The sequence below is a fragment of the Kitasatospora sp. NPDC092286 genome, from assembly GCF_044755565.1.
Lineage (GTDB): Bacteria > Actinomycetota > Actinomycetes > Streptomycetales > Streptomycetaceae > Kitasatospora.
In genome coordinates, this window is sequence record NZ_JBIVRD010000005.1 from 1 (window position 1) to 17,346 (window position 17,346).

General features: G+C 74.5%; 13 protein-coding genes. 6 read left to right on the forward strand and 7 right to left on the reverse strand.

Translation table 11 applies throughout. The features are described 5' to 3' along the window. A partial coding sequence (locus ACIQIB_RS06805; protein ID WP_400757230.1) for a transposase occupies positions 1 to 410 on the reverse strand: 410 nt, incomplete at its 3' end. 197 nt (positions 411 to 607) lie between these two features. Between ACIQIB_RS06805 and ACIQIB_RS06810 the strand changes: the two genes are divergently transcribed. The 3 genes from ACIQIB_RS06810 to ACIQIB_RS06820 all read left to right on the forward strand — a co-directional run bounded on the left by ACIQIB_RS06810 (position 608) and on the right by ACIQIB_RS06820 (position 3,932). Continuing rightward, positions 608 to 1,030 (forward strand): hypothetical protein, encoded by a 423-nt coding sequence (locus tag ACIQIB_RS06810; RefSeq protein WP_400757080.1) that lies wholly within the window; start codon positions 608 to 610, stop codon positions 1,028 to 1,030. Between the two features lie 33 nt (positions 1,031 to 1,063). Continuing rightward, entirely contained in the window at positions 1,064 to 2,173 is a 1,110-nt protein-coding gene (locus tag ACIQIB_RS06815) for a hypothetical protein (protein ID WP_363611088.1), read from the forward strand. 181 nt (positions 2,174 to 2,354) lie between these two features. After that, on the forward strand, positions 2,355 to 3,932 hold the full coding sequence (locus ACIQIB_RS06820) for a CehA/McbA family metallohydrolase (RefSeq protein ID WP_400757081.1): 1,578 nt from the start codon (positions 2,355 to 2,357) through the stop codon (positions 3,930 to 3,932). Between the two features lie 90 nt (positions 3,933 to 4,022). Here ACIQIB_RS06820 and ACIQIB_RS06825 read toward each other — a convergent pair whose 3' ends face one another. Continuing rightward, positions 4,023 to 5,282 (reverse strand): serine hydrolase domain-containing protein, encoded by a 1,260-nt coding sequence (locus tag ACIQIB_RS06825; protein WP_400757083.1) that lies wholly within the window; start codon positions 5,280 to 5,282, stop codon positions 4,023 to 4,025. Positions 5,283 to 5,440: 158 nt separating this feature from the next. Here ACIQIB_RS06825 and ACIQIB_RS06830 point away from each other — a divergent pair, with 158 nt between their 5' ends. The 3 genes from ACIQIB_RS06830 to ACIQIB_RS06840 all read left to right on the forward strand — a co-directional run bounded on the left by ACIQIB_RS06830 (position 5,441) and on the right by ACIQIB_RS06840 (position 8,098). Then, complete coding sequence (locus ACIQIB_RS06830; RefSeq protein ID WP_400757085.1) at positions 5,441 to 6,592, forward strand: sensor histidine kinase; 1,152 nt, start codon at positions 5,441 to 5,443, stop codon at positions 6,590 to 6,592. Further along, positions 6,583 to 7,266, forward strand: a complete 684-nt coding sequence (locus ACIQIB_RS06835; protein WP_363611096.1) for a response regulator transcription factor — start codon at positions 6,583 to 6,585, stop codon at positions 7,264 to 7,266. The genes ACIQIB_RS06830 and ACIQIB_RS06835 overlap by 10 nt, the downstream gene beginning before the upstream one ends. A gap of 331 nt (positions 7,267 to 7,597) precedes the next feature. Continuing rightward, positions 7,598 to 8,098: a hypothetical protein gene (locus ACIQIB_RS06840; RefSeq protein WP_400757086.1), complete on the forward strand. Its 501-nt coding sequence runs from the start codon at positions 7,598 to 7,600 to the stop codon at positions 8,096 to 8,098. Between the two features lie 58 nt (positions 8,099 to 8,156). On the opposite strand, the gene ACIQIB_RS06845 is transcribed toward ACIQIB_RS06840, so the two are convergent. The 5 genes from ACIQIB_RS06845 to ACIQIB_RS06865 form a co-directional block, all read right to left on the reverse strand. After that, positions 8,157 to 9,761, reverse strand: a complete 1,605-nt coding sequence (locus ACIQIB_RS06845) for a glycosyl hydrolase family 18 protein (protein WP_400757087.1) — start codon at positions 9,759 to 9,761, stop codon at positions 8,157 to 8,159. Positions 9,762 to 10,177: 416 nt separating this feature from the next. Further along, a complete protein-coding gene (locus tag ACIQIB_RS06850; RefSeq protein WP_363611102.1) occupies positions 10,178 to 10,756 on the reverse strand; it encodes a sigma-70 family RNA polymerase sigma factor in 579 nt (192 codons plus the stop codon). A gap of 226 nt (positions 10,757 to 10,982) precedes the next feature. Beyond that, positions 10,983 to 12,185 (reverse strand): S8 family serine peptidase, encoded by a 1,203-nt coding sequence (locus ACIQIB_RS06855; protein ID WP_400757088.1) that lies wholly within the window; start codon positions 12,183 to 12,185, stop codon positions 10,983 to 10,985. Positions 12,186 to 12,220: 35 nt separating this feature from the next. Then, positions 12,221 to 15,655, reverse strand: a complete 3,435-nt coding sequence (locus ACIQIB_RS06860; protein WP_363611106.1) for a right-handed parallel beta-helix repeat-containing protein — start codon at positions 15,653 to 15,655, stop codon at positions 12,221 to 12,223. 91 nt (positions 15,656 to 15,746) lie between these two features. Further along, positions 15,747 to 17,201 (reverse strand): hypothetical protein, encoded by a 1,455-nt coding sequence (locus tag ACIQIB_RS06865; RefSeq protein ID WP_400757090.1) that lies wholly within the window; start codon positions 17,199 to 17,201, stop codon positions 15,747 to 15,749. Positions 17,202 to 17,346: the final 145 nt, after the last annotated feature.

Consider the following 17,346-nt stretch of genomic DNA (forward strand, 5'->3'; position numbering starts at 1 on the left):
TAGGGCCATCCGGGAACCATCTCGTGCGTGTTCTCGCGCCGACCGTAGGTGTGGCAAAAGGAACGGCCGTTGCTGGTGTTGGCGTCCGGCCGCAGCCAGGCGGACACGTCGACGGCGAGCACGATCCGCCCTCCCGGGCCGCGCGGCACGCTTCGGGCCGCGATCGCGCACCGCAGGCGGTCAGCGTCGAGGTCTCCCCGGTTCAAGGCGGCGTAGAGGGAGGCGTGCGAGCGCCGGTGCTCGGGCGTCAGGGCCAGCTCGACCAGGGCGCGGACCGGACCGTCGGCACACAGCAATGCATCGGACAGCTCGAACAGGGCGTCCGCACGGCGCGGCATCGCGGCGTACAAGTCCCTTCGAAAGGAGGACAGTTCCGCGATGGCCTGCTGGCGAACGGCTTCAGGGACCATAATCGACACCGACGACCTCCGGCTCTGTTGTGCGACTCGACATCACACAGCGTGAAACGGAGGTCGTCGCCGTGTCCGGCAGATCCCCATGTGGGTGACCAGATCGAACAACCTCAAGCCGATCACCGGAGGTAAAACGACAAGCTCAGGACCTGTGGCTCCTGCCCGACCCGGAGCAGCCCTACGACCTGGTCCTCATGCGCGGGAGCATCACCCACTTCTCCGCCGGACTGCTGGATGCGACCCTGCGCGCACTGGCATCCAGGATGAGCGGGGGAGGAACGCTCGTCATATCCGAGAGCCTGTACAACATTCCTCTTCAGGACTACACCTCCGCCCTGCCCGACGACGAGGACCGGCTCGCCTGCGGCCACCGCAAGACTCTGAACCTCCTGGCCGATGCGCTGATGAGGAATTCCTTCATGCTCCAGGACGCCCGCAGACTGCCCACCGACGAGGACGTCATCCACTGGCTGCAGGACGTGCGGGCCAACATCGAGCGGGTCTTCCCGCGGGAGATCCCCAAGGCGTTCAGAGAACTCCGCGACACGGCCGTCAACCTGACGGCCGCCCTGCACGAGGGCACCTATTCCGTCTACAGCATCATCGCGTCCCGCTGACCGGCCCTCCTCCGCGTGCGAAAGGGGGCTCTCATGCCCGCTGCCCCGTCCGGCGATCCCTCCGCACAGCCGCCCGCCGCCCTCCGGCTTCCCGCGTTCTACTGCCCCATCCCCCGCGCGGTCCATCCCGGCGCCGACGAGGCCGACGCCCACACCATCGCCTGGCTGGACCGTTTCGGGCTCTTCTCCGACCAGACCCAACGCGACCGGATGGCCACCACGCACTGTGGCCGGCTCGCCGCCCTCATGGCCCCCTTCTGCCCGTCGTCGGACCTGCTCAAGGTCTACGCGGACTTCTGCACCTGGGCCTTCGCCTTCGACGACGACTTCTGTGACGAAGGCCCTCTGCGCTTCCATCCGGCCGAGCAGGCCGACGCCTTCGGACGCATGCACCGCGCCATCGAGATCCCCGAATACCCCCTGGACCAGGCCGACAACTACGCGATGGCCCTGCGCGACATCCGCGTCCGGATCGACGCCCACGCATCCCCCGTCCAGGGCGACCGCTTCGCCGAGTGGATGCGCAACTACTTCATGATCGAACTACGCAAGTCGGGCAACTCCGCACGCGGTATCCGCCCGAACCTCTCCGACTATGCCGTCCACCGGCTCTACGGCGGGGGCGGAATGGTCTTCCCCCATATGCCCGCCGCCTTCGAGAACATCGACCTGCCCGCCGCCACCCGCGCCCGGCGCGACATCCACGCCCTCACCGAGATGGCCGCAACCGTCGTCACCTGGGACACCGACTTCTTCGCCTTCGTCAAGGAACGGGAACGCACCAACGACGGCAACAACCTCATCGAGGTCGTCGCCGCCGAATACGACCTCCCCGTCGACGACGCCCTCAGCACCGCCATGGCCATGCGCGACCGCGTCATGTGCCTGTACCTCAGGCTGGGAGACGCGGTCCGCGCCAAGGCGGACCCCCCACTCCACCGCTACAGCACCCTGCTGGACCACTATGTACGCGGCTCCCTCGAATGGGACCACGAGGCCGCCCGGTACCCCCGATACCTCCGTTCAGACGGCACCCTCCCCGTCACCCTCACGGGCTGGACCGACCACCCCGGCAGCGACGACCCCACCCCCCTGCCCATCCGCTCCATCTCGTGGTGGTGGCACCACGACCCCCTCGGATGACGACACGAGCGGTCCGGTGCCGCGAGGAGCCCGCACCGGTCGGCCCCGGGGCTCCTTCACCGGCCCGACCGGCGCAGGCCGGGCGTGGCTCACCCGGGGTTCACCGGGCCGGGTAGGAGGCGGGCGTACCGGCCGGGAGCCCGCCCGCCGCCGGTGTCCGCCCGAGCCCGGAGGCCCTCCGATGTCCGACCGCGACCACGACTCCAGCACCGGCCGGCCCACCCTCGACCGCCGGCGCCTGCTCCGGAGCGGCCTGGCCACCGGCGCCGCCACCGCCCTCGGGACGGCCGCCGCCACCTCCGCCGAGGCGGCCGGCTCCCCCGCCCCCGACCGCGTCCTCACCCTCACCGGCCATCTGCCCACCGGCGCACCCGACTTCGTCCACCTCCCCTTCGACGTTCCCTCCGGTGTACGGGAGATCGCCGTCTCCTACGGCTACGACAAGCCCTCCGTCCCCGCCGGCACCCCCGGCAACTCCTGCGACATCGGCCTCTTCGACGAACGCGGCACCGACCTCGGCGAGAACGGCTTCCGCGGCTGGTCGGGCGGCTTCCGGACGGAGTTCACGATCGCCCGGGACCGGGCGACGCCCGGCTATCTGCCGGGGCCGATCCGCCCCGGCACCTGGCACGTCGTCCTCGGCCCGTACCAGGTGGCGCCGCAGGGGCTCGACTACCGCGTTCAGGTGAGCCTCCGATTCGGCGTTCCCGGGCCGGAGTTCACCCCGTCCTACCCGCCGGAGCGGGCCCGGGGCCGGGGGCGTTCCTGGTACCGGGGCGACTGCCACCTCCACACCGTGCACTCCGACGGCCGCCGGCTGCCCGCCGAGGTGGCGGCGGAGGCGCGGGCGGCCGGGCTGGACTTCATCGTCTCGACCGACCACAACACCACGTCCTCGCACGGGGTCTGGGGGCCGCTGGCCGGTCCCGACCTGCTGATCGTGCTGGGCGAGGAGGTGACCACCCGCAACGGCCACTGGCTGGCGCTGGGCCTCCGGCCGGGCCGGTTCGTCGACTGGCGGTACCGCTCGCGCGACGAGGCGTTCCCCCGCTTCGCCCGCCAGGTCCGCCGCCAGGGCGGCCTGGTGGTGCCCGCCCACCCGTTCTGCCCGTATGTCGCCTGCCAGTGGAAGTTCGGCTATCAGGACGCCGACGCGGTGGAGGTCTGGAACGGCCCCTGGACGTACGACGACGAGTCGGCGGTGGACGGCTGGGACGCCCGGCTCGCCGTCGCGCTGCGGGAGGGGCGCTCCTGGCTGCCGGCCGTCGGCAACAGCGACGCGCACAGCGCCCCGCAGGTGATCGGCTCGCCGCACACCGTGGTCCGGGCCGAGGACCTCACCCGGGACGCGGTTCTGGACGGGCTGCGGGCCGGGCGCAGCTGGCTGGCCGAATCGGCCGCCGTCCAGCTGGAGTTCACCGCCACCGGGCACGGCCGCCAGGCGGGGATCGGCGAGCGGCTGACCGTCCCGCCGGACGCGCCGGTGGACGTGCGGCTGGCGGTGTCGGGGGTGCCGGGCGGGACGGTCCGGCTGCTGACCGACGAGGGCCAGCTGCACCAGGAGACGCTGCCCGCCGACGGTTCGGGCACGGTGGTCTGGCGGACGACGGCCTCGCTCGCCGCGTACGTCCGGGCCGAGGTCAGGCACCCGAGGGCGGACGGGACACCCGGCAAGGGCAACGCGATGGGTCCGGACCTCCCCTGGGGTCCGATGGCGGCGCTCACCAACCCGATCGTGCTGGGGTCCGAAGAGCGGTAACGCGACGCCCCGGCACGGGCTTTGGGAGGTCCGTGCCGGGGCGGCGGTCGCCGTACAGGCCCTGGGGCGCACGAAGGCCGGGGAAGGCCGTTACGTGTCCTGCCCGTTGCCGGGGGTGTCGCACAGCGCGTGGTCGACGAGGTCACTGGCGGCCCGCTCCTGTCGGAGTGCGCTGTCGGGCGAGTCGTTCAGGGCGGTGGACATGGAGACGGTGACGGTGCGGCTGCCGTCGTCGGTGGCGCCGTTCAGGGTGATGTAGCCGCCGTCGCCTCCTTCGTGGCTCCAGTAGCCGCCGCCGCAGGACAGGGGCCGGCCGACCAGGCCGAGGCCGTAGCGTCCGTGTGGCCAGAACGCCTGGATCTCCTCGCTGACCGGGACGGTGTCCCGCATCTCGGCCAGCCGTGCCCGGGGCAGGAGTTCGCCGCCGAGCAGGGCCTGGAAGAAGCGGTTGACATCCGCGGTGGTGGAGACGTAGCCGCCGGGGTCGGGGAGGATCACCTCGGTGACGTCGACCCGTTCGCCGGAGGGGAAGACCTGGTAACCGTCGGCGTGTGGCCGGCGCAGTGTGGGGGTGCTGCCCGGCAGGTAGGTGTGGTCCATGCCGAGCGGTTTCAGGACCAGGTCCTCGACCTCCTGGTGCCAGGGGCGGTCCGTGACCTTCTCGATGATCATGTCGAGCAGGGCGTAGCCGGTGTTGGAGTACCTCCACCCGGTGCCGGGTGGGAAGTCCGGGCGGTGCCTCATCGCCAGCGCGACGATCTGTTGGGGTGTGTAGGTGTCGTACCGGCGCTCGTCGTACTCCTGCGGGGTGGTGAAACCGGGGAGATCGTCGTCGTGGATGCCGCTGGTGTGCTGGAGGAGTTGGCGGATGGTGATCCGGCGTCCGTCGTTGCCGTTGCCGTCCACCAGGCCGGGCAGCCGGCGGTCCACCGTGTCGTCGAGCGCCAGCCTGCCCTCGTCGACCAGTCGCAGGACCACGGTGGCCACAAGTGCTTTGCCGGTGCTGGCCATCCGGAAGTAGCCGTCGCGGGGCACCGGGCGGTCCGTGCCCGCCTCGGCGACGCCGCTGGTGGCGACCAGATCCCGGCCGGGGCCGGTGGTCACCCGTGCCTGGACGCCGGTGACCCCCAGCGCCCGGATGGCGTCGGTGTCCCGGCGCAGATCGTCCTGCCCGTATCCGGGCGCGGTCGCTTCGGCGTCGACCGGCGGCCGGAGGGCAACGGCCGCGCCGGCCAGGAGGAGGGCGGCCGCCGCCGCGGCCAACCACCGTCTGCCGATGCGGCGGTGCTGCCGGTCGGGCAGGGACGGGTCCGGGTGGTGCGGCGCTGCGGTCGGGCTTGTGGATCTCATGCCGCCACGCTAGGCAGGCGTCGGGTCGCGGGTCGCTACCACGGACTCCCGCAGGAAAGGTACAGCCACCTGTAGTGCCGCAGGGCCGCCCGGTTGTCTAGGGTGCATCAGGTGGGGCCTCCCACAATCCTCCTGTGCGACAAGGGAAAGCGAAACAAGTGCTCGGCATACCCGGCGCGGCCCGCGCGTGGTGGCTCAGGACGCGGCGCGGCGGGCGTTACCTGCTGGGCACCCTGGTGGCCGCGACGGTGACGCTCGCGGCGGCGCCCCTGCTGTGCGTTCCGTCGCTGGCGCAGCCCTGGACGGAGCGGCATCGCCGGCGCGCCGGGGCGCTGCTGGGACAGTCGGTCGAGCCGCGTCCGCGCGCCGCCCGCCGCAACGGTGGGTGGCTCGTGACGCAGGTGGTCACCGGTCTTCCGGCGGGCGCCCTCGCCCTGCTCTGCCTGGGCGGCCTGTTGCTCACTCCCGTCGTCACGGTGCTGTGGTGGGCCTTTCCCACGGCGCCGTGGCTGCCCGTGCTCAGCGTTCCCATCACCGGCTGGGGCACCGCGTTCTCGGTCGGCCTGGTGAATCTCGTGTTCCTGGCGGCACTGGCCGCCATCGCCCTCCCGCCGCTCGCCCGGGCGCACGCCCGGTGCTGCCTCGCGGTCCTGGCGCCATCGCCCGCGGAGCAACTGGTCGAGCGCGTCACCGAACTCACCCGGACGCGTGCCGACGTCCTGCAGGCGCACAGTGCGGAACTCCGCCGGATCGAACGGGACCTGCACGACGGCACCCAGGCCCGGCTCGTGGCCATCGCGATGCGGCTCGCCGTCGCCGGCGAAAGCCTCTCCGACGACCCCGCCGCGGCCGCCGTTCTGGTCCGGCAGGCCCACGCCGAGACCGAGGACGCGATGACCGAGCTGCGTTCCGTCATCCGCACCATCTATCCCCCGGTGCTGGCCGACCAGGGCCTCTCCGGCGCGCTCGGCACCCTGGCCACCAGGGCCGGGGTGCCGACCCGCATCGACATCGGCCCGCTCGGTGAGATCCCCGCAGCGGTCGAGGCGGTCGCCTACTTCGCCGTCACCGAGGCACTGGCGAACATCGCCCGACACAGCCGGGCCACCCATGCCTCGGTGCGCGTCACCCGCGACGGCGCGCTGCTCCGCGCGGAGATCGCCGACGACGGGACCGGCGGAGCGGACGCCGCCCGGGGGTCCGGCCTGGACGGAATGCGCCGCCGCGCCGCCGCTCTGGACGGCACCATGAAGATCAGCAGCCCACCGGGTGGGCCGACCGTCATCACCGTGGGGCTGCCGTGCGCGTAGTGATCGCCGAGGACAACGTCCTGCTGTCATCCGGGCTCGAACTCCTGCTCAACTCCCGGGGTTTCGAGGTCGTCGCGATCGCGGCCGACGCCCCCGGTTTCCTCGCCGCCGTCGAGACCCACCGACCGGACGTCACCATCGTGGACGTGCGGCTGCCCCCGGGCTTCCGCGACGAGGGCATCCGGGCCGCCGTCCAGGCCCGCCGCGACCGTCCCGGACTTCCCGTCCTGGTCCTGTCGCAGTACGTGGAGCAGGAATATGCGGGCCGCCTGCTCGCCGACGCCCGGGGCGGCATCGGATATCTGCTCAAGGACCGGGTGAGCCGCGTCGCGGAATTCACCGACGCACTGCGCCGTGTGGCCGGCGGCGGCACCGCCATGGACCCCGAGGTCATCGCCCAGCTCCTCGCCGCACGCAGCGATCCCGTCGATGCCCTGACCGCACGCGAGCGCGAGGTCCTCGCGCTGATGGCCGAGGGTCACGACAACGCGGCCATCGCCCGACGGCTCGTCATCACCGACAACGGCGTCCACAAACACATCGGCAACGTCTTCCTCAAACTCGGCCTGTCGGCCGGCGACAGCGGTCACCGCCGCGTCCGCGCCGTCCTGGCCCACCTCCGCCGCCATGGCGGTACCGCGCCCGGCCCCACGGCATCACACCCGCCGGCATGAACAGCGCCGTGCCCCAGGCGCATCGTCCCTTCTCGAACAGCTCGACCTGGCTGCCGTCCGGGCCTGTCGAGCGATCTGCCCTGATCGCCCGGGTCCGGGTCGGGGCCGGGTGGGACGGTCCGGCGGCGCTCACCGACCCGATCACGCCGGGGTCCGAGGAGCGGTTGGAGAGGACTCGGGGTGCCGCCGTGGACTAGGTTGATCCCGAAAGCATTCAATCGTAGGAACGAGGCGGCCGACGGTCCGCACCGGGTCCGACCGACCCGCGCGTTCCGGCCGCCCGGCCTCCGCGCACCCGTTCCGCCCCCGGCCCGCGAAGGGATCAGCAGCTGTGAACCGTACGACCGTAGGTGGGCCGGAGATCGGCGGCGGCCGGGGCGCCGGCGGCGTCGTCGTCCTCTCCGACCCGGCCGGGGCCGAGGCCGGGAACAGCGCGGTCGCACCCCTGCTGGCGGACGCGCTGCATCCGAGCGTGCATCTGCGCGCCGACGACTTCCGGCGGGCGGTCCGTCAGGGCTTCGTCCCACCGCACCTGCCGGAGGCCCGGCGCCAGAACGAGACCGTGCTGGCCGCCACCGCCCAGGCCGCCTTCGCGTACGCCACGGCCGGCTACCAGGTGGTGGTCGAGTGCGCGGTCGAGCCGGCCGCCCTCGGCGCCTTCCGCCGGGAGAGCCGTGCCACCGGCGCGGCGCTGCACTACGTCGCGCTCCGCCCGGCCGGCACCGGACCGCTGGACCGGCACGCCGTGGACACCACCGCGATGGACGAGGAGACGGCCACCAAGTCCGTCCTCGACGGGCTGCCCGGGGGCGCGTACCTCCTCGGCTGGTGAGCCCGGCAGGCGGCCCCGGTCCCTGCTCGGGACCGGGGCCGCCTGCCGTGACCAGCGGTCAGCCGGCCGCCGACTCTTCCGGGTCGCGCCGGCGGGTGCCGATCAGACCGAAGGTGCCGCCGAGCAGCAGCAGGGCGCCCGAGACGGTGAGCAGGGTGTTGGTGGCGTCGTTGGCCCCGGTGGAGGCGAGCGAGCCGCCGGTCGGCGCCGGGCCGGGGGCGACGACCTCGGTGGGCGACGGCCCGCCGGTGGGCTGCTCGTCCGGCGCGGCGCCGCCGGACGCGGTGGCGGTCCCGGACGTCGGGGCACCCGGCGCCGTGGAGCTCCGGCCGGGGGTCGGCACGGCCGTGCCGGACGCCGTGGGCGAGGCCGTACCGGAGGCCGTGCCGGACGCGGAGCCCGACGGGTGCCCGGTCGGGCTCGCGCAGTCCGTCCGGCCGGACGTACCGGTGGGCGACGGGACGCGGCTGGACGCCGAGGGGGACGGGCTCCCGGTCTCCCGCACGGGGTCGGGCTCCAGCGTGCCCCGGCCGCCGGTCTCGTCGGCCGGGCGGGCGGTGCTCACCGTCGGGATCGGGATCTTGGAGCGGTTCGTGCCGGTGGGCGCGGGGCTGGTGGCGGACGGGCTGGGGCAGGAGGTGCCGCCGTCCCCCGGCCGGGAGTCGGTGTGGTAGCCGGCCACGATCCGGGTGAAGTCGTACGCGGCCTGCTGGACGCCGCTGCACGTCGCCGGGTCGTACGCACCCCCCGCGCAGGGGCGGTCGCGGTTGACCGCCCAGTAGCCGAAGCGGGCGAGGTGGTGGGTGGCGGCGAAGTCCCGGATGGTGCGGAAGTCGGCGGGGCTCAGCTGCTCCCCCTTCTGGTCGGTGCGGCCGTTCATCGACGAGAGGCCGGTGTGCCGCCAGGCCTTGTCGGCGTCCCAGCCGTAGGCGGCGGCGACGGCCTGCTGGAGGCCGGTGACGGCGGTGGCGGTGGCCGCCGCCATGGTGCCGTCGTGACCGATGAAGTCGAACGGCATGGCCGTCCAGCCGTCCACCTCCAGGCCCGCCTTGGCGGCCAGCGCGATCAGGTCGGCGCCGTCCTTGTCGGGGCCGGTCGGGTCGACCGCGAAGGAGAGGAAGACCCGCAGGCCGGTGTTCTTGGCCTTGAGCGTCTTCAGCGCGTCGACGACCCGCTTGCGGACCTCGGGGGTGCTGAGCTCGGTGGACTCGATGTCGATGTCCACGGCCTTCAGGCCGTAGGCGTCGACCACCTTCTGGTAGGCGGCGGCGAGTTCGGCGGCGGTGGTGCACCGCTCGCCGAGCTTGGCACCGTCCCAGCCGCCGAAGGAGGCCAGGACGTCCCCGCCCGCGGCCCGGATCTGCTTGATCTTCGCCTCGTCGGTGCCGCCGGTGAGCGCGCGGGAGCCGTCCCACTTCGGGTCGCACGCTCCGCCGGAGAGCACGTAGGAGAGGGCGAACTGCCGCAGACCGGTGGCCTTCATGACGGCGACCGGGTCCGGGGCGTCGCCCCAGCCGAGGTAGACGGAGGCGGCGTTGAGGCCGAGCGGGTCGGCGGTCGCGGCGGGGGCGTCGTTCTGCGCGAGGATGAGCACGCCGCCGGCGGCGATCGCCGTGGCGGCCACCGTGATCCGTCGGCGGCGGCTGAGCCGGTGTTTGGGCATCGGGACTCTCCTGGGCTGATGGCGGGAACGGACGGGCCGACCCGGTGTGGGGCGCACGACACGCGGAGCGCCCCGGCGGCGCCCCACAAGGGCACCGCCGGGGCGCCGGGGGGCCCGGATCCCGCCGGGGCGCGGAAGCCGGGAGTTCCTGGGCCAAGGGCCTGGTCCGAGCGGCGGCCTTCAGCTGTAGCTACGGACGGACGGGCCTGCCCGGTTCACCGGACCGCGAGAGACAGTCCGTCAGCCGCCTTGCCCGGAGCGCGAGTTGTCGGCTCCGGGCGGGGGAACCGGCGCCCGCACGGGGGTGACGGGCGCCGGCGGCGGTACCGCCACCCCGTTCTACGGCCGGGGACCGCCGCGCGGTTCAGACCGGTGGACGCGAGTGGCACGGGGCGGTCCGGAGAGTTCTCGCCGGGTCAGCCGGCGGACGCCATGCCGCGGGCTTCGAGGATCGGTCGCAGCGCGCGGACGGCGTAGAAGCTGCGGGACTTGACGGTGCCGACGGGCACGCCGAGGACGGCGGCGGCCTCGGCCATCGAGCGGCCGTTCATGTGGAGTTCGACGAGGACGTCGCGGTGGTGGGGCTGGAGTTCGGCGAGCGCGACCGCGATGTCCCGGGCGGCGAGCACCTCGTCGTACGGGTCGTGGGTGCCGGCGTGCTCCTCGGGGGCGTCGTCGGCGACCTCCTGGGCGCGGGCGGCCTGCATCCGGAAGTGGTCGATGGCGATCCGGCGGGCCACGGTGAACAGCCAGGGGCGGCTGTGCTCGGCCCCCCGGTGGATGGCGGCCGGGTTCTGCCAGGCGCGCAGCAGGGTTTCCTGGACGATGTCCTCGGCCTTGCCCCGGTCCCCGCTGGTGACGCGGAGCATCGCCCGCAGCAGGTAGCCCCCGTGCAGGCGGTACAGCTCCGCCAAGGTGTGGTGGTCCAGGGTGGCGCGCTCCGGCCGGTCGGGCCTGGCGGTGTCCTTGGCGTGAGCGGTAGCGTCGATGGCCACGGCTGTTGAGCCCCTCGCAGCAGTTCGTCGGTACGGCGGGCGGGTGGTTCGCATGGGCCCACCCCCTTGCCCGGTAGACGTTTCCAGCCACCGCCAACACCGGACCAACGCTTCGCCAACGAAGATCAGGGCGCGGCGTTGGCGGGCCGGGGGCGCGGCGTTGGACCGGACGAAGGACCGGCGGCGGTCCGGTCCGCCCAGCGGGTTCCACACCCGCCCGCCGGGGTCACCCCGGGCACCGGCCGCGCCGGCGGCCCAGCCCCACGGCCACCGCGCCCAGGCCGACCAGCACCGCCGTCCCCAGGGCGGCCGCGGCGAGCGCCGAGGCCCGTTCGACGGACGTCGGGTCCGCGGGCGGGGGCACCGTGACCGGATCGGCCGAAACCGGCGATTGGCCCCCACCGCCGCCGGGCAGGGCGGTGACGGCGGCCACCACGTCCAGGGTGCCCCAGCCCAGGGCCGGGTCCGGCAGGGCCGAACCGGGCTGGTAAGCCGTGGACTCCAGCCGTTGGACGAGCTGGTCGACCGTCAGGTCCGGGGTGCGGAAGAGCAGCAGCGCCGCCGCGCCGGCGACGAGGGCGGCGGCATAGCTGGGCCCGGAGCCGGTGGCGTAGCCGCCGCCCAGCCCGAAGCCGCCGACGGCGCCGCCGGGCGCGGCCAGGTCCACCCGCCCGCCACGGGTGGCGGTCACCCCCGGGCCGGTGGCCGCCCCGGAGGCCACGGCGCCGTCCGCGCCGACGCCGGTCACCGCGAGCACGCCGGGGTAGCCGGCCGGGTACACCGCGCCGTTGGTGCTCTGGCCGTCGGGCCCGGCGGGGGCGACCAGCAGCAGGCCCTTGGTGGCCGCGTAGGCGACGGCCTCGGCCAGTGCCGGGTTCGGGGCCGCCACGGGCACCCCGACCACGGCCACCCGGGCGCCGCCGTCGGCCGCCGCCCGGATGCCCTGGGCGAGCAGTTCGGGGGTGGTGCTCCCGGCGTCGTCGGTGACGGCCACGGCCAGCACCCTCGCCTCGGGGGCCAGGCCGGACGGGCCACCGTCGGGCGTACGCCGGCCGGCGATCAGTCCGGCCAGGAAGGTGCCGTGGCCCACGCAGTCGCGGCCCGCGTCGCCCTGGCCGTGCAGCCGGGGCCCGAGCCGGAGCCGGTCGGCCAGCATGCCGGAGCCGTTGTCCACGCCGGAGGCGATCACGGCAACGGTCACCCCGGCGCCCCGGCCGAACGGCCAGACGGCCTCGGGCCGCAGGTAGACCTGGGCCCAGGGAGTCCCCTGGGCGGCCCGGGTGGAGGGCTTGCGGCAGCCGCTCTGCCGGAAGTCGGGGAGGGTCTGGGTGACCGCCGCCTGATCGTCCGGGGCCGGGGTCTCGGCCCGGGCGGGCGCCGGCGGCCCGAGCAGGGCCACCGCCGCCGACAGCGCCAGGGCCGAGGACACCGCCGTCGCCGGACCGCCTGCGCGGGCCGGGCGGGTCATCCGCCGCTGCCGGGCCACTGCGGGCCGCTGTCCGGGCGCTCCGCGCCGCCGGGCCCGCCGGTGACGCCGAGCCGGTCCACCGCGATGTCCTGCGGCAGGAGCAGGCTGAGCTCGGAGACGTCGGCGAAGTCGAGCCGGCCGAGCCGGCCGGCCTGGCGGGTGATCATGCCCTCCAGCGTCTGCCGGGCGAAGCGCCCGTTGCCGAAGGTGCGGTCCCGCGGGACGGCCGCGAACAGTTGCTCCAGCGCCGCCAGGGTCTCGGGCGCGCAGGTGTAGCCGGCCGAGTCGGCGTGCCGGCCGACGATGGTGACGAGTTCGGCGTCGCTGTAGTGGCCGAAGTCGACCTGCCGGGAGAAGCGGGAGGCCAGGCCCGGGTTGGAGGCGAGGAAGTGGCGCATCTCGTCGTCGTAGCCCGCGACGATCACCACCACCTCGTCGCGGTGGTCCTCCATCAGCTTCATCAGGGTGTCCACCGCCTCCTGGCCGAAGTCGCCACCACCGCCGTGCCGGGGCGTCAGGGTGTACGCCTCGTCGATGAACAGCACACCGCCGCGCGCCCGGTCGAAGGCCTCCTTGGTGAGCTGGGCGGTGTGGCCGACGTAGCGGCCGACCAGGTCGGAGCGGGCGGTCTCGATCAGCTGGCCGCCCGGCAGCACGCCCAGTTCGGCGAGCAGTTGCCCGTACAGCCGGGCGACGGTGGTCTTACCGGTGCCGGGCGGCCCGGCGAAGACCAGGTGGTGGCTGATGGTGGCGGTGGGCAGCCCGGCCTCCTCGCGGCGGCGGACCTGGCGGATCAGGTTGACCAGGTCCTCGACCTGCTCCTTGGCGGCGGGCAGGCCGACCATGGCGCGCAGTTCGGCGAGCAGTTCGGTGCCGTCCCGCTTGGCCTCGGGCGGGGCGGTGTCCTCGGCGGCGACGTCCTCGGGCAGCAGCAGCGCCAGGTCCTCGTCGGAGATCTCGGGCTGGGTCGCGAGCCTGGTCGCCTGGCGGTCGACCATCTCCTCGAACACCTTGCGGGCCGCCCGGCCGTTGCCGAAGTCCTCTCCCCTGGGCATCCGTTCGAAGAGCGTGGTGAGGGAGTCGTGGGCGCCGTCCGCCAGTTCGTAGCCGTGCCCGACGGCGGCCCGCTCGACGATGGTGACCAGCTCGTCCACCTCGTAGTTGGCGAACTCCACGGTGCGGCTGAAGCGGGAGGCCAGGCCCGGGTTGGAGGCCAGGAAGTCGGTCATCTCGCCGGAGTAGCCGGCCACGATCACCACGATGTCGTCGCGGTGGTCCTCCATCAGCTTGACCAGGGTGTCGATCGCCTCCCGGCCGAAGTCCGGGCCGCTGCCGCCCGAACCCGCCGAGAGGGTGTAGGCCTCGTCGAGGAAGAGCACCCCGCCGAGCGCCTCCTTGAACACCTCGGTGGTCTTGATCGCGGTGCCGCCGATGATCGAGGCGACCAGGTCGGCGCGGGCCACCTCGGTGAGGTGGCCGCTGCGCAGCACGCCCAGCTCGGCGAGGATGCTCCCGTAGAGGCGGGCGACGGTGGTCTTGCCGGTGCCGGGCGGCCCGGCGAAGACCAGGTGGCGGCTCATCGGCAGCGCGGGCATGCCGGCCAGTTCCCGGCGCCGGGCGAGCTTGTTGAGGTTGACCAGGGTGGCGACCTGCTCCTTGACGCCGGCCAGACCGACCAGCGACTCCAGCACCTCCAGCGGGCCGGCCGCGGCGGCCGACTGCGCGGGCGCGCTCTCGGCGGCGGGCTCCCCGGCGGGTCCGTGGCCGGGGCCGGGGGCGGCTCCGGCCGGCTGCGCCGCCCGGTGGGCGGGCGCCGAGCCGGCGGTGGCGGTGCCGTGCGCGTCCGGCAGGCCGTTCTCCTCGCTGACCAGCTCCTCCAGGGCGAGCCGCTCGCTCGGCTCGCTCTGGCGCAGGCCGGAGCCCCGGTTGCGGGAGAGCGTGCAGCCGGTCAGCCGGACCGCCTCGGTGGAGTCGGTCCGCACGCCGTCGCCGATGTTCTCCGCCGCCGTGAGCTGGGCCAGCACGGCCCGCGCCCCGGCCCCGATCCGGACGCCGTGGCGGCGGTTGCCGGTCACCCGGACCCTGGTGCAGGTCAGTTCGGCGCCGTCCTCGGCCGTGATGCCGTCCTCGGCCGATCCGGACACCTCGCAGTCGCGCAGCGTCGCCGTGCCGACCCGGCCGAGCAGCACACCGGACCCACCGGCGCCGCGCACCACGGTGGCGCCGACCCGGGTGTCCGCACCCTCGGCGAACCGGAGCCCGGCCCGGCCCGCGTCCAGCACCTCGCAGTTCTCCAACTGCCCGCGTCCGTCCCGGAGCACGGTCATGCCGTCGCCCTTCGCGCGGTGGACGGCGACCCGGCGCAGGCGCGGGTTGGCGCCGTCGGTGATCAGCACGCCGGTGCCGGCGACGTCCCGCACCTCCAGCCGGTCGAAGTCGGCGGAGCTGTCGCCGGTCAGTTCCACCCCGTCGGTGCCACAGTCCCGGACGACGGTGCGGGCCAGCGTCGGGCCGGACGACTCGCCCACCCAGATGCCGGTGCCCTGCGCGCCGTCCACCTCGCAGTCCTCGAAGGTGCCACGCGAGCGGGCCGTGACGTGGATGCCGTGGCCCGCCGTGCGGGAGGCGCGGCAGCGGCGCAGCAGCGGGTCGGTGCCGGCGGCGAGCGCGATGCCGTGGCCGGAGGTGGCGGTGACGGTGCAGTCCTCCAGGACGACCTGGGCGGAGGAGCTGATGTAGATGCCGATCGTGGTGTCGCGGACGGCGGTGCGCACCAACCGCGTGGTGCTGCGCTCCTCCAGGGCGATGCCGGGCTTGTCGGTGACCGAGATCTCGCAGCCCTCGAAGGTGCCCCGGGCGTCGCCGTTGGCGCAGATGCCGTTGCCGCGCGCATCGCGCAGCACGCAGTTGCGCAGCAGCGGGTTGGCGCGCTCGCCGATCACCACCGCGGAGCTGCCGAGGTGTTCGATCACGCAGTCCTCGATGATGCTGGTGCCGCTGGAGGTCTCGACGATGCCGGCGCCCGCCGGGTTGGTGACGCGGCATCCGCGCATCGCCAGGGTGCCGTCCCCGCGGGTGAGCAGGGCCGTCCAGGAGCTGCCGACCACTTCGCAGTCCTGGACGGCGGCCTGCCCGCGCGGCACGTCGATGGCGGGCATCTCCTCGTCCTGCCCTTGCAGGATCAGGCCGGTCAGCTGCACCGCCTCGGCGGTGACCTGGACCACGCAGCCGCGCCGGGCGGTGATCCGGACGCTGCCCCGGGCCTCCGCGGCGGTGATGGTGACCAGCTTGCTGATCACCAGGTTCTCCTCGTACCGGCCGGGGCGTACCGAGATCACCGCCCCGCTGCGGGCCGCCGTCAGGGCGTCGCCGATCGTGCGGTACGGGCCGTCCCGCTGCTCCGGGCACACCGTCAGCACGTGGCGCGACATGGCGTGGCCTTCCTTTCCGTTGCTCCAGTGGTGGTGGTCGGCGGCGTCCCGCCGGTGCCCCGGCCGCACGGCGGCCGGGGTGGCGGAGCGGTCAGCCGGTGCAGTCCGCGCGGACGGCGGAGGCCGCGAGGTGCGCCTTGTCGGCGCCGCCGCCGCCCCAGTCGATGCCCCTGGAGTGCAGCATCACGGCGATCCGGCCGCCGCTCACCGGGAAGGTGCCGCTCGCGGTGACCCAGCCGCCCCGGTTCGCGGTCTGGTCGACGCTGAACGAGCCGATCGTTCCGCTGTTGGGCGAGGAGCTGTTCTGGACGGTGTAGTAGGCGGGCTTGCCGCCGACGGCCTTGCGGTCGCTGTTGTTCGGGACGTAGACGGAGATCCGGCAGGTGCCGCTGGTGACCGGGGCCGTGGTGAAGGTCCACACCACCGAGTTGCCGTCGTCCTTGGTCGCCGAGCCGGACATCGGGAGTGCCGCGTACTTGCCGTTGCAGCCCGAACCGGAGTACCCGCCGGCCGAGTTGATCGTCCAGCCGGTGGTGCCCTGCTCCCACCAGCCGTACTGGGCGTAGCCGGCGGCGGAGTTGCCGCAGTTGACGGCGCTGAAGCTCGGCGCGGCCGGGGGCTTCGGCGGCGCCGGCTGGCCGGGCGCGGGCTGCTGGGGCGCGGGCTGGCCGGGGGCGGGCTGCTGCGGCGCCGGCTGCTGCGGGGCGGGCTGGCCGGGCGCGGGCTGCTGCGGGGCCGATCCGCCGGGTGTGCCACCGGTCGTCGGCGGCTTTGCGCCCTGGGCGGGCGGGTTGGCGGGCCGGGCGAGCGAGTTCAGGTTCGTGCCGGATGCCGCGCCGGGCGCCGTACCTGGCGTCGTGCCGGGAGTCGTGCCGGGCACCGTCGCGGTCCCGCCCTCCGTCCCCTGCGGCGCGGTGGTCCCGGGGGCCGGGTCCTGGGCCGGCGCCGGGTCGGTGGGCGCCTCGGCGCCCGGGGTACCGGGCGCGGTGGGATCGGCCGGATCGGTGGGTGACGCGGAGACCGTGGGGTCGCCGAGCTCGGGGCCCTCGGCCAGCGGCTGGTCCGCCTGGCTCAGCCCGGCGCCGTCCACTGTTTTGTCACCGTCCCGGCCGCTGCCGGCCATCAGGAACGGCAGGCCCATCAGCACCACGCCCGCGGTGGCGGCGGCCACGAACACCGGTCGCTTCAACCGTGCCCGGCGGCCCGGCTGTTCGGCCGGCTCGGGCCCGGCGGGCGCCTCGACCGGGCCGGGGCCGACGGCGTGCGGCGTCATCGGGGGCGCCGGGGGTGCGGGAGCCGGGCCCGGCGGGGCCATCGGCGGCACGGCGGCGACCCGCCCGTAGTGCGGCACAGTGGCCGGGGCGGCCACGGCTGCGGCCACCGGGGCAGCGGCCACCGGGGCGGCCGTCTCCCCGGCGGGCGGCGTCGCGCTCGCCACCGCGACCGGCCCCGCTCCGCCGCTCTCCTCCATCTCCCAGGCCACCGAGGGCAGCTGAATGCTCGCCGCCCCGCCCTGAGCCCCGTTTCCACTTGTGCTCGTGCCCACCGCAGCTCCTCGGCTCCGCATGCAGTCCTGTCGGCGGAACCGCCCGGCCGACAGGGCCACGGACGCTTCCACTCCGTAGTCACGGCCCGGCCGGGCCCGACGGTTCACCTGCCGTCGGCGGACCTCCGGGCCCGGCCGCGCCGGC